This window comes from Paenibacillus sp. FSL F4-0100 (genome assembly GCF_037993005.1).
Lineage (GTDB): Bacteria > Bacillota > Bacilli > Paenibacillales > Paenibacillaceae > Paenibacillus_AQ.
Map to the genome: position 1 here is coordinate 1,611,156 of NZ_CP150303.1, position 21,871 is coordinate 1,633,026.

Below are 21,871 nucleotides of genomic sequence, written 5' to 3' on the forward strand. Positions count from 1 at the left end.
AAGACCGAGCTGTCCTTTTTCATTCTCATGTTATTGGAGTGTGACCTTAGGATTGAGTGTGATCTCAAAGGCTCGCCACCAGATGAAATCAGGATTGTCATAAGCCAGCGAAGCACTGCTGTATTCTGCCAATGTCCACGAACACCCCTTTATTTGTTTGACATTGCATGTCGGAGCGGAGGTGCCAATCAGGAAAGCGTCCCTTCCGGCCAGCGTTGTTTGGTGAATCTGCATTTGATCTCGAAGGATCGTGAACACTTGCTGGTAAGCTGATTCTGTGTTAAAGAGACGCATGTTCTGATCAGCGAACGAGGCTTGAAGATTATCGTAACGAATATGGCTTGGAGTTCTGGAATAGCTTCGGACATCGACGACAGCAAGCCTCTTGTAATAGTAATCCTTCAAAAACCGTTTAAAGAGTAGTGACCCATGAGCGTTAACGGCCATATTCAACTTGGAGGCAGAGGTTTCTGATACCAAAAAAGCATATCTCGCTTGCCCCATGCCAAGCGAGATGCCCATAAGGTTCCCGGCAGTGTTCCATGCACTATAACCTAATAGGCGTCCCGTATACTGGCTGTCTAGCAGCGTTTCCGTTACTGTTGGATTGGCAGAGCCTTTCCCGGTGAAATCCATAACCACGGTTGCTACGAAGTTTGCTCCATTGGCATGGATACGGCTTACGGCATGGGACACCTGTGTTTCGTCTGTGATTGCCAGAATTTCTATGTTTGGTTCGCAAGTTACATATTGGCCGCCAACCACATCAATATGACGAAGAATATTCTGATGTAAAGTCATGTATTCATAGTCGTTGATGATCGTGGATCCATGAGGGCCGTAATATTGCAGCGAAATTTGCGTTTTGCTGCCTTCTCGATGCAATTGATTAGCCATCCGTGCTACCAGAGAATGACCCAAGCCATCTGCATCAGGCAATATAATGGCACGATTCGGATTTTGCCCCTCGCAACCGTCCAGATAACGATCGATGTAGTTCTCCACAAATTTAATTTCATTGATTTGCACACCTTCTACTTTCGCATCGTCCACTCCAACGGCCAGGAAATCAATATAGCCCTGACGTACAAGCCTGTCCAATACATAATGATTGGTTTTAAACTTATGTTGCCTTGTGTTGTAGTAATGGGTTTTATTGAAGTGGACGGTATCGCCCAGCTCGGCACCATCACTGGATACATTATAGCCGTTCAAAATATCGCTGAAGTCTGTATATTTTTTGCGAGCTATACCCATGAAACTGCGAGACTCGGTGTACGCGTTATAAGAGAGTCCCTCCACATAAGTGGTCGTAGCGAGTCGCAAAATGGTATCAAGCACATAGATTGGCTTGCTGGGATAATGTTGTTTAATCTCGCGGATTAGGTCAAGCAAGTCTGTTGTCCCTGAATCATAATGGGGATACGTCTCGCCTCCGCTTGTTCGCAAGCGTCTACTACCGATTAACCCCCCATAAACGAGCATATCGATAGAAATAATAAACCCCTGGACGGAAGAGGCATGATTCAATATGAACTGACGAATATCCTCCGGTTTACCAAAAGTAGGTGCGGAGGTGCCTATAAGTTGGCTGCCTGAGGCTTCTGCGACCGAATCGATTCGGTTACGAATAACTGCAGCAGTAGGAGTTATCAGGTTCAAGCCCGAAGCTTGTCCCAATTTGATTACATCATCAAGGTTTACTGGGCGATCATCCAAGGGTACATACAATACATTTTTCATTGGTCAACTCTCCTTATTTATGGTTTGATTGGTCTTCATATATATAGGTAAATTTTCCATTCCGTTTACAACCATAAATCATTTATTTTTTTCAATCCAATCTTCCAAGCATTTTAAAGTCAATCCGGATTGCGCTCTGGCTGTTTACCCCTTCAGACGGAGGGAAGTACATGGATTTAAGCATATTTTTCGAATGTATGAAGATCTGATTCAGCATAAGCGAAGGTAATTGTTCAGCTATATTTAAGCATTCGTTAAGAACTTGCCCCACTGATTGATAAGATATGTTCCTTATACTTTCCTTCAGAGAGTACATAAGGAGGCAGTCGAGATGGGATCCATACATCATGCGAAACGGAACATTAGGCTTACTATGGTATGGCCAGCAATCATAGTATTGGTTGGTGTCTTGCTACTATCGGGGTGCGCAGAGTTCAAGATTTCTGGTGAAGATACCCGGATTGAGAATCGAACCATTGGAGGGGCGGCAGCAGCCAATAGAAACTCATCGATGGCACCAGCATCCTTTCTCGAGCAATTATGGGGGGAAATATCAGACGGGGTGACGAATCGCACCAGAAAAATGACAGGCAGGCAAACGCCGGGCCATACCCTATCCGAAGCGAGTTGGCGTATGGAGGTACGATAATGCAGGGAAGACGGCTAATTGTGAATATGCTGCAGAAATCATTTTAACGAGATCCTCTCGTGAATGTAGACGACAATAAAGAAAATGAGGACGGCTCCTTTCCTGGAAGGGAGCTTTTTGTTTTGATTTTGGAACATATTGTCTTATAATAGCGTTTACATGATATATGCTTGTATGGGAGAGGATGGTTTCTGTGAGTTTACGCGTATCGATCCGAAAGCGACTATTCGTTGGAATAACGGCAGCTGTCTGTATTTCACTTGTTGGGCAACCGGCTCAGGGTATACAGATGAGCACTCGTATCGTAGTCGCTGGTGCTGCTGAAACTGGGGGCTTTACATCCGGCCAACGCGTTACGATTCAGCAGAAGGTTGCTTTATTTCCTAATACGCTTAGTAAGAATAGCAATCTGACAAAACTCAAGGTGAGCTATTACGGCACCAAGGGGGAAACGCTCCGGCTTACCTCCGTGAAAGGGGAATTGGCCTTAATCCAATCCGATTCCCGGGGAGACTTATGGCTCCCGACATGGTATGTGTCCAAGGAAGCTGCCCTAGTAAAAGAAATTTCTCCGCTCTCGCTTCAACTGCGCAGCAGCGGCAGTATATATCTTACTCCCGGCAGCACGGTGAAATGGCCAATATCCCAAACGGGAACGTCTCTTATCGCCGTAGCGAAGTGGAAGGACTGGTATGGCGTCATGATCAGTCCTGCCAAGTGGAAGGAAGATTACCGGATCTACCGTCCGGCGATGATGTGGGTGCGAGGCAGTGACGTGACGGCCAAGAAGGCGATGCCTGACGGGCTTCTCGATGGAAATTCGGAAATAACGACGGATGTGGTACGCAACTTGACGGAGTTTCTTTTCAAGAAGGGCACCCCTTCTTCTTATGTGAAAAAGCTGCTTGGCGAGCCGCAGGCGAGGGAGACATCGCGGAATCAGGAGATGAGCTCCAATAAACCGATGATACTTGGAGAGACCTGGAGATATGAGCAGCGGGATGCCCATTATACCGTGACGTTCTCTCCGTCCGGAAAGCTGACGGCCAGCGAGTGGACGATTCCGGGGACCGGATCCTTTGAACGGAGTTTCAGTCCCGGCGATGATTACGAGTTTACCTATCATTTTGCCGCCGTGCCGCCGCCGAAGACCCTAAAAGCTGAGCCCGACTGGCGAAATCAGGGCAATCTGAATTTCACCTTCCTGCTTGAGGCAAACGAGGACGTCCTGCTCCTCAAGGGGGATGATGGTGGATACAGCGGGATGCATGATAATTCATCCTTGTATGCGATAGACCGCGGCACCGGCAAGAAGCTGTGGCAGGAGGATGCGGGATTTGGCTGGTATACAGCCGTCACGGATAAGGAGCGGGAGTATGTCACGATGTTCTCGGCTTATAACCCGGTGCTAAAGGATTATGTAGCCCGCGTACGGCATATCCGGTTATCCGATGGAAAAGTGTTATGGGAGGTTAAGCCGAAGAACGAATTTGGACTGACGATGACGGCTGCGCAAGACACGGTAGTTCTGGATGAACCGCTCGATCTGAACGAAACCAAAAGCTTGCTGAGCGTGCTGGATCAGGAAACCGGAAAAGAGCGTTGGAAAAAGACGTTGTCCGGCGAACACCGCTTGTTGAACCAGGGCACGGACGATCCGTACGTGCTCATCGAGCAGAACGGACAGCTTACCGCATACGATCCCGAAACCGGCAAAGCCGTATGGGATTACAAAGTCGGGAAAAAGTTCATGGACGATCCGAACCGAAATCCGTATTTTACTGGAGGCTATCGCTACGATCCGGTATCTCCTACGGATATGACAACAAGATGGATGCTGCTTGGCAAGGAGTGGGTTCTGCTCAATACGGAAACTGGCGAACGCGAAGGTGTGTATCCAGCACGTGAGATGGAACGTTTCGAGGTACTAGATGAGCGGTATTTGTTGGTGCAGCGGGCGTTGAACGGGAAGTATTTCAGCGGGGCGACCGCTTACGAAAGCGTGTTGTATGATCATCTTGAAGATAAAGAAATATGGACTGTGAATGGTAAGGCCGCCCGCGGGGTCATCGAGGGAGAGCGAGTCTATCTTACATTGAACGGCATCCCGGCAGCGGTAGATAAAGAAACCGGCAGCGTAATTTGGAAGATGGAGACCATTTCCAAAGCGAGTGACGATCTAACCCATTTAGTTGGCAGCAGTTACGGAATCCTGGACCGCTACCTGCTTCTGAGCTTGGGAAGCGATCTTGTGGTGTTGAACAAGGACGACGGCAGAAGCTTGGGAAGATTGCATAACGTGATTACCGGCAACGTGGATTTGCGAGAGCAATATGCCAGAAACGGTGCACTGAACGTAACGGATCATGAGGTGTTGGTCGGAACAGTGAATGGAGCGTTCATTCGCTATGATGCGGAAGAATTAATGGCTCGTCTGGATGAACTGTTATAGCCTGTTTTTATCGATAGATGACGAGGTCGTATTTATCTTCCAATGAACTCCAGGAAGGTACGGAAATCTATATAGTGAATGATGATATGTTGGTGGCTTTGCAGGAAGATCGAAGGTTTAAGGTGTTTGAACGCATGGAAAAAAGATGAATTAGCGATAAGCGTCCCTGGTGTCTGGTAACAGATGCTAGGGGCATTTTTTTTGTGGATGGCGATGGATGAACGGAAGAAAAGAATCACTTGTTAAAATTTCCCTTGCGAAAAAAAGCTAATTATAAATGTATCGAATGGATATATCAAATAGATACATTATATGAAACGTGGTGATGACATTGCTGGAGTACATTCTCCTCGGCATGCTGATGGAAGGAACAATGAGCGGCTATGATCTTAAGAAAACAATCGACAGCACTGTAGGCACTTTCTACAAAGCGAGTTACGGAAGTCTTTATCCTGCGCTCAAGAGACTCGCAGAGAAGGACATGGTCAGACTGACCGAAACGGACAACAGCAAGAACAAGAAGCTATATACACTGCTGCCTAGCGGTCAAAAGGCTTTTATCGACTGGTTGTCCGGACCGATGCAGACGGGGCGCAATGAGCAGCTGATCCGCATTTTCTTTTTTGATTATTTGGATGAAGACCTTCGTCAAAAACGATTGGCTGAGTACATATTTAAGCTGGATCAGGAAATTCACATGCTTGAGGCGGTGCAGAACGTCGTGACTGGAGAATTGGCTGAGATCGAACATCCTGAGGATTATTACTATCGGGTATCGGTTCTGGCGTATGGATTGAACCATTTTCAGATGGAACGGCAATGGCTGAAGGATATTATGGAGAGGAAGGATCTGAACCATGTCAAACCTGAAAACTAGGGTTTCTTTTTCACAAAACCGCCCGGTTTTAACTGTTATCATTATCGAGGTTCTGCTGTTATTAGCCGTATTTGCCGCCGGAGCTTACGCCACGATTAAAGAGTTGAGTTATACTTCGCCTGTGCTGATCTCATTTATCCCAATCGCGCTGGTGTTGATGGTGTACTTTACATGGAAAAAGAAGTGGAATGCGCTCGGTTTCCATAAGCTCAGCAGTATTCCAGCCAACGATTGGGTCTACTATTCTCCCTTGCTACTTATTCTGATTGTCATCTCGCTCAAAGGAATGCGCGATATTAGCGCTTCGGAGGTCCTGTTCTTTATCTTCTTTACCCTGCTGGTTGGTTTTGTGGAGGAGAGCATCTATCGGGGATTGATTCTGAAGACACTGCTGCCCAAAGGCATTAAAACCGCGGTCATCACCTCCAGCATCCTGTTCGCGGTCACGCACGTACTGAACGTCTTATCAGGGCAGGACGCATTTCAAACGATTTTACAGATTGTATATGCTCTGCTTATAGGGGCTGTACTGGCTCTGCTGATGGTGAAGAACAAAAATATCATTCCTCTCATACTATTCCACTTCCTTCACAACTTCGTTCAGTTTGTCGGTAACGACAACAGTGATGCCTTTATCGGTTATGATTTATTGATCCTGCTGGTGTTGGCCGTTCATTGTGTCTGGCTGTCTTTATCTTTGAGAAAACCTCCGGTATCTGCACGAATAGATCAAGCGGTTTAGTATCCTCTAGCCGCATAGCAGTAGTACGAACACCACCTCTTTATGGGACATTAAAACAGGTGCTGACACAATAAAAACGGATGGACGTTAATTAACGTTCATCCGTTTTTTTGACTTGTACTGCTCCTGGAAGAAGATTTCCCCTGCAGCGCAGAATTTTTTCAAGAATTTAACATTGACTTTGGTAGGGATTAGAAGTTACTATAGCAGTGAAATATACTTAAACGTTTAAGTGAATTAGAAAAGGGGGAGTATTCATGTCAAAACGTTTGTTGATTTCCGCAATCATTTTAACGTTGTTCAGCTTTTCATTCCTCACTGCATGTGGAACGGATAATCAATCATCAAGCCAGCAATCGCAAGGGAATGAAGCAGCAGGTAACGAACAACAAGATGGGATGAAGCCTGAGGCCGGGGCTGAATTGCTTGTATGGGAATCGAAAGGTCCTGAACTCGACTTTATGAAAGCGGTCGCAGATGATTTTGAAAAGGAATATGGAATAAAAGTAAAGGTAGAGCCGGTTCCTGCGATAGATGCCGTCAAGAAACTTACCACAGATGGGCCCGCTGGAATTGGTGCCGATGTCTTCTCATCGCCACATGATCAATTGGGAAACGCTGTTATGGCAGGACTCGTATTGCAAAATGATGTGTTTACCGAGTCTGAAAAAGATGATTTTATGACTTCTGCAATCGATGGCGTTAGCTATGATGGTGTCCTGTATGGGTTTCCAACAGCCATTGACACCTATGCGCTTTTTTACAATAAGAAGTTGATGGAGAAAGCCCCGAAGACTTATGAGGAGATCATTAAGTTCGCCGAAACTTATAACGATCCGAAAAATAAAAAATATGGTTTTATGTGGGATGTAGGTCAGTTGTATTTATCTTATTCATTCCTTGGCGGTTACGGAGGATATGTATTTGGCAATCATGGGACGGATATAAATGATATCGGTCTTGACAATGACAAGTCGATTGAAGGAGCAAGATTCTTACAATCCTTTAAAAAAGTACTGCCCCTAAATATAAACGACCTCAATGATAATATTATCACTGGATTTTTCCAAGAAGGCAAAACAGCTGCCATTATTAATGGACCGTGGTTCATTTCAACTTTGGCAAGCACGAAAATGGATTATGGCGTAGCTCCTTTACCTCTATTGCCTAATGGTGAACATCCAGTAAGTTTTTCAGGTATTAGAGGTTTATATGTGAACTCATACACGAAATATCCCGTTGCTGCAAAATTATTTGCTAGTTATGCGACAACGAAACAAAGTTTAACGAAACGTTATGAAATGACAACTCAATTGCCTCCCAGGAAAGATCTGATGGACGATCCGCTTCTTACGAACGACCCTAATACAATGGCTTTCTTAGAGCAAGCGAAATATTCAATTCCAATGCCGTCTATTCCCGAAATGGGTAATGTATGGGTTCCTGCAAGTGCTGCTCTCTCATCCATTTGGAATGACAATCAAGACCCGGGCACAGTTTTAAATAAAGCCGTAAGTCAAATCAAAACAGCAATCAATACGAAAAAGTAGGATGATACTCCAAATCTCAGTAAGGCGGTCTCAGATATGCATTTGAACCAAAGTTCTCGTCAGCATCAGACGAAAGGCATGATTTTGTCTGCGGTTTTTATTGGATTGGGCCAACTGTACAACAAGCAGTATCTGAAGGGCTTGATTTATATGATCCTAGCCCAATTGTTCTTCTGGAACTATTATCCTGTTGCCTATAAAGGCATAGTGGGATTTATTACATTAGGCGATGTGCCTACAAAGGTTATTCAGGGGAAAGTCGTACAGGGTGACCATTCTATTTTTCTATTAATCAATGGTCTGATCACATTCATAATCATTCTTTTGTATTTGAGTTTTTATTTCATGAATATTTATGATGCTAGGAAAAACGGAGCGCTTAGAGACAAAGGGGGATGTGCTCCACGATTTACAGATTCCATTAAAACCATGAAATTTCGTAAATTGCCCTACCTTTTGTTATTGCCCGCAGCCTTTTTTGTCCTGTTTGTGACCTTAATACCGCTACTATTTAATGTGTTGATCGCATTTACCAATTATTCTGCTCCTGGACATATTCCGGATCGTGCATTAGTGGATTGGATCGGATTTAGCGTGTTCTATGATTTATTTGCACAAGAATCATGGAGATCTACCTTCTTCGGTATATCCGTCTGGAATTTGATATGGGCTACAGTTTCGACGAGCACCGTTTTTCTGAGCGGTCTTTTATTAGCGATGATGGTGAATCACCCAAGGATTCGATTCAAAAAGTTTTGGAGAACCATCTTTATCCTGCCTTGGGCGGTTCCACAATTCATATCGATTTTGGTTTTTAGGGTATTATTGAACGGCTCATTCGGTCCGATTAATGATTTGGTGGTGAAGCTTGGTTTCTCACCAGTACCGTGGCTCTCCGATCCGACGATGGCGAAAGTGTCTATCCTTATGGTGAATTTGTGGTTCTCAACCCCTTTTCTCATGGCATTGATGTCGGGGATCTTAACGACAATGCCGCGCGATATTTACGAAGCTGCAGAGGTAGACGGCGCCTCAAAATTACAAAACTTTTTTAAGATCACTCTTCCTCTTGTCTTATTGGCTACCGCGCCTATTTTTATTATGCAGTTCGCTTTTAATTTTAATAATTTCAATCTAATTTATTTACTAACGGATGGGAAACCGGAAAATCCGGACTTTTACTACGCAGGAAGCACCGATATTCTGATCTCATGGATTTTTAAAATGACACTGAACCAAAGTCAATTTAATATGGCTTCTGCTGTGTCTATTATTATGTTCGTTTTCATTGCGTTTTTCTCCTTATGGAATTACAGGCGGATGAAGTCAAATAAAGAAGAGGATTTGGTCTAAATGTCGAAAATAAAAGACAACTTGCTGGTCATTGGCATCTACATGATTTTTATTGTGCTATTCATTACCACGATATATCCAATTATTTGGGTTATTGGAACTTCACTTAATCCCGGCAATACCTTATTGGTGAGTCAGATGTTTCCTGATCATCCCACGATTGCTCATTATGTTGATCTTATGAGGAACACTGATTTTGGACTGTGGTACAAGAATACAATAAAGATCGCCATTTCGAATGCGGTGATATCCACCTCACTTGTAGCTGCGACGGCTTATGCCTTTTCTAGATTTCGATTTAAAGGTAGACAAACAGGATTAATGACGTTATTAATCTTGCAAATGTTTCCCGGATTCTTATCCGTCATGGCACTATTTGTTCTGCTATTACAAACGAGGTTGCTAGATACACATCTAGGGTTAATTCTGATTTATGCTGGCGGGTCCATTTCAATGGGAACATGGGTGATGAAAGGTCATTTTGACACGATTCCCAAAAGTCTAGAAGAAGCTGCTTTTATGGATGGGGCCAGTAATAAGGATTCATTTTTTAAAATTATTTTACCTTTGTCTTTGCCGGCCATTACATTCGTTGCACTGAATAGTTTTATTACGCCCTTCATGGATTTTATTTTGCCGCAAATTGTTCTAAGATCATCAGAAAAAATGACGCTAGCGCAAGGGTTATATAATATGGTTGCGAACGAGACGAATTCCAGCTTTACCTTATTTGCCGCAGGTGCTGTGCTTGTTGCTTTGCCAATTACGATCCTGTATATGTATTTCCAGAAATATTTGATTAACGGGATCGCAGCGGGTGCGGATAAAGGTTAAGGGATTACAAATCACATATGTCTAAGGAGTGTACCATGTTATTAGAAGCAATCTATCATCGACCAAGGAATTCCTATTGCTATGCATACGATGATCATCTCATTCATCTCAGAATTCGGACCAAAAAAGATGACCTCGAAGAGGTTCATGCCTTTTACGGTGATAAGTATGATTGGGATAATACCGCATGCGAAAAGGCTCTTCATAAAATAGCAAGTGACGAATTATTCGATTACTGGCAAGTAGAAATCGAACCTACACATTTACGACTCAGATACGCCTTTCACTTGATATCAGGGGATCAAACATATTGGTACACGGAGAAAGGTTTCTGTAAAGAAAAACCGGGGAACCCTCTAACATTTTTCGATTTTCCGTTTATTTGGTCGCATGAGGTGTTAAAACCGCCAGCGTGGGTAAAGGAGTCTGTATTTTATCAAATTTTCCCTGAAAGGTTTGCTAACGGTGATTCGAGCAATGATCCTGCATCTGTGCGTCCTTGGAAAGACAGCAATCCGGGTCCGCAAGATTATTATGGAGGAGATCTGCAAGGCGTGTTAGATCAGTTAGATTACATCAGTTCCCTAGGTGTTAATGCCATTTACTTAACCCCTATATTCGAAGCCAAAACAAATCATAAATACGATACGACAGATTACTTAAAAGTTGATCCCCATTTTGGCGATGTTAAGTTATTAAAAAAACTGGTGAATTCATGTCATGAGCGAGGTATTCGTGTCATCCTTGATGCGGTGTTTAATCACAGCGGTTATGACTTTGCACCCTTCCAGGATGTAATCGAGAACGGAGAGAAATCTAAATATCGCGATTGGTTCCATATCAAGCAATTTCCGATTACATGTGAGCCAAGACCATCTTATCATTGTTTTGCCTTTGAATCCCATATGCCTAAGCTTAATACGTCTAACCCTGAAGTGCGAAAATACTTGCTAGAAGTTGCTCAATATTGGGTTACCGAATGTGATATTGATGGTTGGAGACTGGATGTGGCGAATGAGGTTGACCACGATTTTTGGAGAGAGTTCCGAAAAACATTAAAAGCGCTGAAGCCCGATTTATATATTCTGGGAGAGATTTGGCACGATGCCATGCCGTGGCTGGAAGGAGACCAATTTGACGCGGTCATGAACTATCCTGCAACGGATGCCATTATCGAGTTTTTTGCGAAGGATAACCTGGATGCGGTACAGTTCTCCTATCAAATCAATTGGCTATTGGCTAATTACCCGCAGCAAGTAAACGAAGCAACCTTTAACGTTCTGGGAAGCCACGATACGCCGAGACTGCTCACAGTCGCACAGGATGAGAATAAATTAAAGCTGGCTGTACTGTTTCAATTCATATTCCTTGGAACGCCCTGCATTTACTATGGAGATGAAGTAGGGATGACAGGGGGGGCAGACCCAGATTGCAGGAAACCAATGATTTGGGAAAAGGAGAAACAAAACCACGTGCTTTTTAATTTTTATCAGGATATGATTTCATTTCGAAAGAAACATCGCGTATTACAAGAAGGCTCATTCCATTTTATGTATGCCAAAAATAATCAACTTGTCGTACAAAGAAAGAATGACAATGAACGAATCTACATTTGTTTTAATAACAGCAGTCAATCGGAACAAGTTGATTTCAAAATTCATCAGGAATTTTCACCCGAACTAATGATAGGCAACGGAACATATGAAGTGGAGGGTGATGCAATTAACGTAAGTTTACCTGCATTCGGATGGATCGTATTAAATACCGCCAAGGTCACCCGTTTGACAAAAGAATAGGGATATGGTTAAATCTCTTAAACGTTTAAGTAAAGGCGGTTTATCCATGAAAAAAACAACTATTAAAGATATAGCAAAAGAAGCAAATGTATCGATCGCGACAGTTTCTTATATTTTAAACAATGTGAAGACGCAATCCATTTCGGATGAAACGCGTGTTAAAGTTCTTAAAATTGCCCAACAGCTTAAGTACGTGACAAACCGAACAGCCCAGTCTTTAAAAATCAAGAAAACCGGATTAATTGGCATCATTTTGTTCAAAGAAGAAAAACAGCATGTATGGTCAGATTTAAAATATGCGAAAGCCATTTTTAAGCTTGAGCAGTTATGCAGCGAGTTAGGTTACCATGTCCTCTTTATGCAAATCGACAGCATGACGCCATCCAACAAGATTATTATGGAAAGAAATCTAGATGGTGCGTTCTTAATAAATGTGGATCAAGACAGATTCTCGACGATATCCAATTATTTTGGATTTGGGGTTCCCGTATTTGTAATGGACAGTTATATTGATAACTCATTGTTTCATAAAGTCCTCCCAGATTTTGAGCAAAGCTTTCATTTATCTCAGCGTTTACTTGGTGAATCCCCCCAATTTCTGATTATGGATTCCTATAACAATGTTGAACTCATGGAGTTTATTAAACAAAAGTCAAATTTAGATGAAAACCAGATTTATGTCTCAGATAACACAGCTAGTAACATGAATACGTTCTTATCCCAATTTCCAGACAGCCCTGGAATGGTCGTGAACGAATTTTTAGCTAACGAGGTATTCAAAACGCATAAAAAAATAGTTGCCATATGCACCTGCGATTGTTCAGAGATCTTGAGAGATGATATGTATCAAATCAAGTTCAATTTGAATGATTATAAAGGAGTTGTGCGCATGATGGATCGTTACATTCAGGATGTGGATTACGTAAACAAGGAGAAATTCTTTTTCTTGTCGCCCCAATCCTAATAATTTTAGTTGAGGGAGTATGCCTTGTGAATTTATCGCGGTTAATCGCCATCAAGAACTTTTATTCCAGTATTCTTAATAATGAGAGAGATATGTTTATTTACTTACCCGTTAGTTATGAAAAGGATGTAGAAAAAAGATATCCCGTCCTTTATATGCATGACGGTCAGCATATGTTCTTTGAAGATCACAAAGGGGAATCTTGGGATATTCATACCACAGTGGATGCGTTGGTGTCTGAGGGGAAAATGAAAGAAATTATCGTTGTTGCCATCTCTCATGTAGAAGACACTAGAATATCAGAATATATGCATGCCAATCCCGATGGCCATAATATTTTTAATACGACCAATCAAGGCGAACTTTATGAGGAATTCCTTATTAAAGAAGTTAAACCTTACATCGATAAAGAATATCGAACGCTACCTGATAAACGTAACACGGCGTTAATGGGGTCCTCCGCGGGTGGACTCGTGTCTTACAATATAGGATTCCGTCAATCAGATACTTTTGGTATGGTAGGTTCGCTATGCCCATTCTTTGTCAGTGTCGACCCGAGCACGATGGAAGATCGATGGTTAAGCCGTGTATACACAGAAAAAAAGGATCTTAAAATATGGCTAGATGTAGGAGATGCTGAGGGCTTTACCGTGATGGAGAAACATGTGAGATATGTGGCAGATATACTTATTAAAAGCGGCTACCAGCCCGGAAATGACCTGATGTATTATCTTGCTGTCAATTCTGGCCACTCTCAAAAGGATTGGGCGGCTCGGGTTCATGCGCCGTTAATTTATTTTTTTGGCGAAATAGGTACGCCGGTCCGTGTTGATTTGCATGGTCCTGAAGCTGTTGGCATAGATGGACTTAAGCGAACATTAAATTCGGTGGTGCACTTTGATAGCGGATTTATGATGACGGATTTAAATGCAACATACGAAGTTGGTGATCCCGATATTTTGGAGGTAACAAAGGAAGGAAGATTAATCCCCAAAAAAGTAGGGAAGACCACCATCACATATATGAATAACAATCTAACAGATCAATTCGAAATCGCAGTTGTGCCCTATATTTCCGATACAGTTACCGTTAATCTTTCCGTTAAAGTGCCGGCATTTACGCCAGAAACAGATAAGTTATACGCCGGTATAGAGTTACCAATGATTCAAGAAGGACTATATGGCGGAACGTTTGAGGTGCCAAGAGGCATTTCGTTTGAATTCCGTATTTCTCGTGGATTAGGCATGCATGAAACAGACATTCAAGGCAGGGAAGTTCCATATCGAAAATTTACAACGGATGATGGATTAATCCTGAATTACGAAGTCGATCAATGGGTAGATCTCATACCCGAGAATTGTAAAAGGTGATGAAAATGACATACAAGTCAAGCATTTTGCGAATTGAGAGCTTTTACTCGGCGCATTTGGATAATAAGAGAGATATTTTTGTCTATCTTCCTCCTAGTTATGCGTACGACAAGACAAAGCGATACCCTGTATTATACATGCATGACGGGCAAAATATCTTTCACCCCGCCTTCAATGGGTATTCTTGGCATGTAGATAAAACCATTGATCGATTGATCCGTGATCACAAGATGGAAGAGATCATCGTTGTAGGTATTGCTAATATGGGGCTAGAGAGGTCCGACGAATATACCCATGACTTGGAAGGGGTGCTGTATCCACTCGATAAAGTTCCGATTCACCCCAAAGGTCTTCTATATGAAAAGTTTATCATTGATGAAGTGAAGTCTTACGTGGATTCGGTTTTTCGAACGAAATCAGATCCTGAACACACGGCGTTAATGGGTTCATCCAGAGGCGGGCAAGTTACCTATCATATCGGGTTTCGTAATCCAGATATATTCGGTAAACTAGCTATAGTTTCCCCTTATTTTTATTGTGTAGATCCCATTTCACTCGAAGAAATCAGGCTGTATCATACTTTTACAAAGAAGCAACCAATATCCCAAATATGGATTGATTTAGGGAGCTCTGAAGGAACTTTAGTCATGGATAAGCATACCCGTGCAGTGACAGAGGAACTCGTAGATTTAGGTTATGAAGCCGACACTCAATTGATCTATTTCAATGATCCAGGTGCTGCTCATGTGGAGAAAGATTGGGCAGCAAGATTATCATCTCCACTCATTCATTTTTTTGGAAGGAAAGGCGAAGCACGCTCATTATCGTTAATCGGTTGTGAAGAGGTGGGTATTGTAGGTCCCACAAGCCGACTGAACGCGATTCTAGAATTTGGGGATGACTTTAAAATGTCCTTATTACGAGCGGATTATCATGTGTATGATCAAGAGATCGCGGAAGTAATAGCGAACGGAACCATCGTGCCTAAGAAAACAGGGGTCACCTCGGTAACCGTTAAATACAAGGACTTGGAAGCTACTACAGAGATTCGTGTTGTTGATGAGAAAAAAGAGTGTGTAACCTTGGACATGGTTGTTCATGTTCCGCTAAATACACCCGTCGATATGAACCTGTATGCTTGGTTTCCTCTGATTCAAGATCCGAGCAAGGGTATGTACTACAATCAACTGCAGGTACCTTTACATGCTGAGTTTATCTACCAAATCAGTAGACAGGATGGGATCGTGGAGGTGGATTCAAGCGGCAAACCCGTTCAACATAAATATACAGCTTTAGAGGACACCATGATTGAAATTAACGTCGAACATTGGATGAGGAATGAAACATGAAAAAAATAGAAAACATTAGACGAAGTTAGTGAGTTAATTAAGACATTTGATTTGGAAGAATAAAAATAGGGAGTCTCAGTGCAAATTGAATAGTCAAAAATCAATTTATACCTTGAAAGGCTTTGTGCCATTCAAGGTTTCTTTTTGGTTATCAATTTTGCTCTAAGCTTGAAGCTCCATGCACAGAAGTTGCAGCGAATATTATAACTTACATCAAAATATAGTAGACGTAAATGCAAACCTTGTTTACTTGCAATTTTAAATACCAAGGGGGGACATTCATGAAGCGAAGGACGCCGCCTAACCGATCACCTGAGCCGGGAGATACCGATTCTCCGCCTCCCAGAAGGACCACTCTGTTTTGGAGGCTGTTCGCCAACTATTTTCTCCTCATTCTCATCCCCGTCATTGTTGCTTCGGTTCTTGCGCAGGTGCTTGTCGTTCGCATCATTGAAAAGGATGCCGAGCGTTTTAACCAAGTGATGATGAATCGATTCTCCGAGCAGACGGATACCGAGCTTCAGTCCTTGAAAACGAGCATGATTAATATCCTCAGCACCTCCAGATTACGGAGCGTGCTTCTCGCTCCCATGGCTTCTTCGCCGGAAAGCCAGCTGCTTCCGGAACTGCTTCATTCCCTGCGGGAGCAGCTGCAGCAGCTGGAATCGGATGATCTCGTCGAGAGGGCATATTATTATTTTGTTCACCAGGATTTGATGATGGATGCCGAAACCTACACGAATAAAGCGTATTATTTCCATTCCCATTATCCCTTGGATCTGAACCGCCGGCATCAGCTGGAAGCTGAATTATCCGGCAAAAAAATGATGGACTTTATGGATACCCCCGACACGTTGACGGCTTCCATGAGCTACCCGTTTAATACCGCGGCTCCTGAAGTCTATCTCCTGGTCGAAGTGAAACGAGACAAGCTTCAGGAGCAGATTCATATTCCGGAGAGCTGGGTTACGGGCACGGCGATTGTGGATGATAGGGCCAAAGTGATCGCCCAGAACGGACTGACCGAGCAGGACCAGCTTGCCCTGCAGCAGCGAATACGTACAGAGGGCATTGCTTCGCAATTCACGATATCGGACAAGACGGGGCTGTCCTTCATGGCATCTGGCTTTGACGAGTCCTGGCATTATATCAGCATGATCGATTTGGGTACATTGATGAAGCCGGTCTATATGACCCGATGGATCTGTTGGTTGTTCCTCCTATTTTTTCTCATTGTTGGCGCACTCGCCTCGTATTATTTAAGCCGACGCTTATATCGGCCGATTCGGGAGATTAAGGATGGACTGAAGCTGCATCACGCTCCGAACGGGGAGGTCGGCCACGAAGGAAATGAGTTTGATGTCATAAAACGCTATTCCCAGTTCATTATGACGGAGAATAAAGAGCTGTTCCAGATGGTGAACGGGATGCTTCCGATTGTGCAGGAGCAGTTTTTTACGAAAATCCTGCTGGGGCAATACCGCGATGCCTTATCGATTGAGTACTACGCCAAGGAGATTGAGTTTGCCTACAGCCATAAGGCGGCAAGAACCGTCCTGTGCATCTCGTTCCATTATGATCCAACCGTTTACGAGTCGGCATCGGAATCCACCAAGACTTTTTTGCTGACGGAGCTGAAGGACAAGATTCATCGGCTGGCACATGGCATGGTCTGGATCTGCCAGACAAGGCCGGATCTGATAGCTTGCATCGTGGAGCATGGTCCCATTACGGAGGGCGAGGACCATCCGGAACAAATAGCGGAGCAGATAAGGCACGTTTTTCTGGAATACGGTGCTTATTATAAAGCGACCATCGGTATCGGAAAGACCGTTCATGCCATTGAGGAGCTGCACCAGTCTTATGAGCATGCGCTGGCCATGCTGAAGTACCGGGGGCTGCATTCCGCGGTGGAGATTTGCGGCAGTCAGCCTTCCCGGGAGCTGCAGCAGCGGGATTCTTTTCTATCTGTACAGGAGGTTCAGCGGATTCTCAATCAGTACAAAACGAGGGAGTATGACAAGCTGCTTCATTCCGTGCTTGCTCTGCTGGGGGAGGGAAAGGGCAAGGATGCATCTGCCATGCAGATGAAATATCTGCTAGCCGATGTGCTCAACACCTGGATTCGGGCCGTGGAATCGGAGCGCAATGAACTCAACGTTCCGTATTACTCGGGTCTGTTCGAACGAATGAATCGCTGCATGACATGGGACGAGCTGACGTGCTGTTTCGAAGAGATTCATGGTTTTCTGTTCCGGAAGCCGGCTTCCAGCAGCCGGAGTCAACAGTTTAGCGAGATCGTGGAATACATTCATGAGCATTATGATCAAGAGATGTCGATCGAGTATTTTGCCGGTAAGTTGAATATGTCCATCGGGCATTTCAGCCGGACCTTCAAGGAGGAGGTCGGCGAGAAATACGTGGAGTATATCGCGAAGTACCGGCTGATGAAGGCGAAGCAATTTTTGCTTGAAACCGATTTGAAAATTGACGAAATTGCCGAGAAGGTTGGGTATTGGGGCCGAAATTCTTTGATTCGGGCTTTCCGCCGATATGAAGGCATTACGCCCGCCAAATACCGGAGTTTTCACCAATAGGAAAGAAGAGACTGCATTATTTTCTGAAGTCTCTTTTTTTGCATGGAACAGGCTGAAAGCCTTGCGGCACAGGCAGTGCAAAACCTGTGTCTTAAGGAAAAGATGCATGCTTTACGCGAAGGAAGCACAGCTCGTATAGTGGGGACAACAACAAATGAATGTAAATGCTTTCAATCGGAGGTGGGGATTATTGGCGCAGCTATCACGGATCGGCTATGTTCTGAGAAAACATAAAGCGTTGTACTTGCTGATGCTGCCCGGCATTTTGTACTACTTGATATTTAAGTACGCGCCGATGTACGGCATCATCATTGCCTTCCAGGACTATTCGATCGGCCGGGGTATTTTGGGAAGCAAGTTTGTCGGATTCAAGCATTTGATTGAATTTTTCTACGTCACCCCCGATGCATGGAAGCTGATTCGCAACACGATCATGCTGAATGTGTATGATCTCCTGTTTCATTTTCCGGCGCCGATCATTCTGGCGATCCTGTTCCATGAGTTGAAGAGCAAATGGTTCAAACGGTTTGTGCAAAACATCAGCTATATGCCGCATTTCCTATCCACCGTCGTGATCGCGGGCATTCTCGTGACCTTCCTGTCTCCCACCACGGGCGTGGTGAACCATCTGCTCGTCAAGCTGCTTGGCATCGAGCCGATCATGTTTCTGGGCATGCCGGAGTGGTTCCGGACGGTGTATGTGGGCTCCGAAATATGGCAGAAGGTGGGGTGGGGCACCATTCTCTATCTGGCTGCGATTGCCGGAATCGATCCGACGCTGTATGAAGCGGCCAAGATGGATGGGGCGAACCGGTGGCAGCAGGTCAGACATATTACGTTCATCGGCATGGTGCCTGTCATGATTATTCTGTTCGTGCTGTCGCTTGGTAATTTCATGGAGGCCAGCTTCGAGAAAATACTATTGATCTACAACACGATGAATTATGAAACCTCGGATGTCATTAACACCTTTGTGTACCGGCGGGGCATCCTCGATGCCGATTTCAGCTTCGCCACCGCGGTGGGCCTGTTCCAATCGGCGATTGGCTTCATTCTGGTCGTTGCGGCCAATCGGATCGTACGCAAATATTCGGAGACCAGCCTGTGGTAAGGGAGGTGCGCGGTGAAAAAGCAGGAAAGCTTCGCCTCGAAGCTGTTTGACGTATTCAATGTATTGTTCATGATTGTGCTGATCATTGTAATGGCTTATCCGATGGTTTACGTATTCTCGGCTTCCATCAGCAACAATGCCATGGTCGTGAGTGGCGCCGTGCTGCTATGGCCGAAGAAGATCACGCTGATCGCTTACGAGCAGCTTATCTATAACCCGGATCTCTGGGTGAGTTATTGGAATACGATCCGTTATACCTTCCTTCAGACGGTACTGACGCTGATTGCGACCTCCGCCATGGCATATCCGCTTGCAAAACGATGGCTGCCCGGCCGAAGAGTGATTCTGCTGATGGCGGCGTTCACACTACTGTTCAGCGGCGGCATGATTCCAACCTTCCTGATCGTTCAAAGGCTGGGGATGCTCGATACGATATGGGCGATCGTGCTCCCGTCACTGATCAGCACATGGTATCTGTTTATCATGCGGACATTCTTCGAGGCGCTGCCGGAGGAGCTTGAGGACGCGGCTGCCATCGACGGATGCGGGCCCATGCAGATTCTGGTGCGGATCGTGCTGCCTTTATCCGTACCGGTGATGGTCACGATCGGCCTGTTCACGGCCGTGAATCAATGGAACTCTTTTTTCAGCGCTTTGATCTATCTGAATGACCGGGAGATGTACCCGCTGCAGATTATGATGCGCAACATCCTGATCGCCGGTACGAATGTGCAGGGCGAGGGAGACCTGACGCATCTGGAGACGTTGAAATACGCCATGATCATGATCGGTACGCTGCCGATCCTATGCGTCTATCCGTTTATCCAGAAATACTTTGTACAAGGCACGATGATTGGCGGTATTAAGGGGTAGTTATGGATTTCAAGCAAATCCGTCTCTATACGTTGTGAAGATAAAAGGGAGGTTAGGGAATGAGGCGAAAGGGGTTCAGAACTGCGCTTGCCATGATCCTGCTCAGCGCGATGCTGGTTGCGGGATGCTCCGGCGGGGGCAAGGATGATTCGGGAACGTTAAGTCCTGACAAACCGGTTACTTTTTCTTGGCTGGTATACGACCGGGTCGAGGGCAAGGTTCGGGATGACTGGGAGATTTTCAAAGAGATCGAGGCGAAGACGGGCGTCAAAGTGAAGTTCCAGATCGTGAGCCAGGAGGGGCTTGAGGAGAAGAGGCAGATCATGATTGCCACAAATACCGCGACGGATTTTATCCAGGTGCCGACGCAGGACGGCAGGGAGCATGGACCGGAGAAGGTGTTCCTGAATCTCAATGATTACTTGGATCGGGCGCCGAATCTGAAAGCCTTTTACGACAAATATCCTGAGGCCAAGGCGCTGGCAACGGGCACGGACGGAGGCTTGTACACCGTACCCGTATTGGAAGGGGATGCGGAGGGCAAGGGCTTCAACTTTATCTGGTATGCCCGCAAGGATATCATGGATCAGCATGGGATAAAGGCACCGACCACCGTGGACGAATTTTATCAGTATCTGAAAACATTGAAAGAGAAGGTTCCGGATTCCTATCCGCTCATATCCAACGCCATCGTTGGCGATACAGGGCTGTATACGACCTTCGGGCGTATCTTCACGGGGATCAGCGGTTTCTACAATCTGGATCCGACCACGGATCAATACGCGTTTGCCCCATATCATGAGAATTATCAGGATATGTTGGTCTATCTGAATAAGCTGTATGCGGAAAAATTGCTGGATCCGGAATTCTCGCTGCTGACGCAAGCGCAGTGGGAGGAGCGAATACTAACCGGCAAATCCTTGGTGACGTTTTTCTGGAAGGCGGACCTGGAATCTTTGGTTGTCAAGGCGAGGGGGGCCGGTTCGGCCGAGTATGAGCTGGATGCGATTCCTTCCTTTGCCGCCGAAGGGATCAAGAACTATCAGTTTTCCCGTCCGGTCGTTGGCACTGTCGGTCGAGCGATATCGGCCAAAGTGAAGGATAAAGAGCGTGCCGTTCAATTCCTTGATTATTTGGTCAGCGAAGAGGGAACGAATTATCTGTCCCTGGGAATCGAAGGCAAAACGTATACGATGGAGGACGGTAAAGCGGTATATAACAAGGAATTTGGCGAGTCTCCGTTTAATGCGCTGCGCAAGGACTGGGGCGTATGGTATGACCTGATCACGCTGAATAACGCTAAATCCCGTGAAGTGTGGGAGCGTGGTTTAAGCGAGAAGAGCAAGGATATCAATGCCCGGTATGAGCAGTACATTGTCCCGGCACCGAAACAGATCGTCAAGACGGAAGAGGAGCTGGAGCTCGAGAAATCGAAGCTGAACAATCTGAACAAATTCCTTGAGCAAAAGGTGACGGAGTTCGTGACCGGCAAAACCCCGATTAACGACACCACCTATCAGCAATTTATTGACCAGGCCAAGAAACTCGGCTCCGAAGAACTCCTTACTATGTACAACACCGCCTACACGCGCACGTACGGCGGTAAGTAAT

At 44.9% G+C, this 21,871-nt stretch carries 16 protein-coding genes; 15 read left to right on the forward strand and 1 reads right to left on the reverse strand.

Annotation, left to right across the window (positions count from 1 at the left end; all coding sequences use genetic code 11):
* Nucleotides 1-30: 30 nt before the first annotated feature.
* On the reverse strand, nucleotides 31-1,743 hold the full coding sequence (locus MHH48_RS07045) for a DUF4127 family protein (RefSeq protein WP_076322894.1): 1,713 nt from the start codon (nucleotides 1,741-1,743) through the stop codon (nucleotides 31-33).
* A 331-nt stretch (nucleotides 1,744-2,074) separates the two neighbouring features.
* Between MHH48_RS07045 and MHH48_RS07050 the strand changes: the two genes are divergently transcribed.
* From MHH48_RS07050 to MHH48_RS07120, 15 genes are all read left to right on the forward strand, one after another.
* Nucleotides 2,075-2,392, forward strand: a complete 318-nt coding sequence (locus tag MHH48_RS07050; RefSeq protein WP_076322895.1) for a hypothetical protein — start codon at nucleotides 2,075-2,077, stop codon at nucleotides 2,390-2,392.
* Between the two features lie 184 nt (nucleotides 2,393-2,576).
* On the forward strand, nucleotides 2,577-4,844 hold the full coding sequence (locus MHH48_RS07055) for a PQQ-binding-like beta-propeller repeat protein (RefSeq protein ID WP_256720548.1): 2,268 nt from the start codon (nucleotides 2,577-2,579) through the stop codon (nucleotides 4,842-4,844).
* Nucleotides 4,845-5,169: 325 nt separating this feature from the next.
* On the forward strand, nucleotides 5,170-5,721 hold the full coding sequence (locus MHH48_RS07060) for a PadR family transcriptional regulator (protein WP_083659673.1): 552 nt from the start codon (nucleotides 5,170-5,172) through the stop codon (nucleotides 5,719-5,721).
* Nucleotides 5,702-6,463 (forward strand): type II CAAX endopeptidase family protein, encoded by a 762-nt coding sequence (locus MHH48_RS07065; RefSeq protein WP_076322897.1) that lies wholly within the window; start codon nucleotides 5,702-5,704, stop codon nucleotides 6,461-6,463. Before MHH48_RS07060 ends, MHH48_RS07065 begins: the two co-directional genes overlap by 20 nt.
* 257 nt (nucleotides 6,464-6,720) lie before the next feature.
* A complete protein-coding gene (locus tag MHH48_RS07070) occupies nucleotides 6,721-8,013 on the forward strand; it encodes a maltose ABC transporter substrate-binding protein (protein WP_076322898.1) in 1,293 nt (430 codons plus the stop codon).
* A 36-nt stretch (nucleotides 8,014-8,049) separates the two neighbouring features.
* Nucleotides 8,050-9,366: a sugar ABC transporter permease gene (locus tag MHH48_RS07075; RefSeq protein WP_076322899.1), complete on the forward strand. Its 1,317-nt coding sequence runs from the start codon at nucleotides 8,050-8,052 to the stop codon at nucleotides 9,364-9,366.
* Nucleotides 9,367-10,200 (forward strand): sugar ABC transporter permease, encoded by an 834-nt coding sequence (locus tag MHH48_RS07080; RefSeq protein WP_076322900.1) that lies wholly within the window; start codon nucleotides 9,367-9,369, stop codon nucleotides 10,198-10,200.
* A gap of 35 nt (nucleotides 10,201-10,235) precedes the next feature.
* Nucleotides 10,236-11,996, forward strand: a complete 1,761-nt coding sequence (locus MHH48_RS07085) for an alpha-glycosidase (protein ID WP_076322901.1) — start codon at nucleotides 10,236-10,238, stop codon at nucleotides 11,994-11,996.
* A gap of 46 nt (nucleotides 11,997-12,042) precedes the next feature.
* Complete coding sequence (locus tag MHH48_RS07090) at nucleotides 12,043-12,960, forward strand: LacI family DNA-binding transcriptional regulator (RefSeq protein WP_076322902.1); 918 nt, start codon at nucleotides 12,043-12,045, stop codon at nucleotides 12,958-12,960.
* 26 nt (nucleotides 12,961-12,986) lie between these two features.
* Nucleotides 12,987-14,330, forward strand: coding sequence for an alpha/beta hydrolase-fold protein (locus MHH48_RS07095; protein WP_076322903.1), 1,344 nt, complete (start codon nucleotides 12,987-12,989; stop codon nucleotides 14,328-14,330).
* 5 nt (nucleotides 14,331-14,335) lie between these two features.
* Nucleotides 14,336-15,679 carry an alpha/beta hydrolase-fold protein gene (locus MHH48_RS07100; RefSeq protein ID WP_076322904.1) on the forward strand — a complete coding sequence of 448 codons (1,344 nt, stop codon included), beginning with the start codon at nucleotides 14,336-14,338 and terminating at the stop codon, nucleotides 15,677-15,679.
* 281 nt (nucleotides 15,680-15,960) lie between these two features.
* On the forward strand, nucleotides 15,961-18,276 hold the full coding sequence (locus tag MHH48_RS07105; RefSeq protein ID WP_076322905.1) for a helix-turn-helix domain-containing protein: 2,316 nt from the start codon (nucleotides 15,961-15,963) through the stop codon (nucleotides 18,274-18,276).
* A 190-nt stretch (nucleotides 18,277-18,466) separates the two neighbouring features.
* On the forward strand, nucleotides 18,467-19,387 hold the full coding sequence (locus MHH48_RS07110) for an ABC transporter permease subunit (protein WP_076322906.1): 921 nt from the start codon (nucleotides 18,467-18,469) through the stop codon (nucleotides 19,385-19,387).
* Between the two features lie 12 nt (nucleotides 19,388-19,399).
* Nucleotides 19,400-20,260, forward strand: coding sequence for a carbohydrate ABC transporter permease (locus MHH48_RS07115; protein ID WP_076322907.1), 861 nt, complete (start codon nucleotides 19,400-19,402; stop codon nucleotides 20,258-20,260).
* Nucleotides 20,261-20,319: 59 nt separating this feature from the next.
* Complete coding sequence (locus MHH48_RS07120) at nucleotides 20,320-21,870, forward strand: extracellular solute-binding protein (protein ID WP_076322908.1); 1,551 nt, start codon at nucleotides 20,320-20,322, stop codon at nucleotides 21,868-21,870.
* The last annotated feature ends 1 nt before the right edge of the window (nucleotide 21,871 follow it).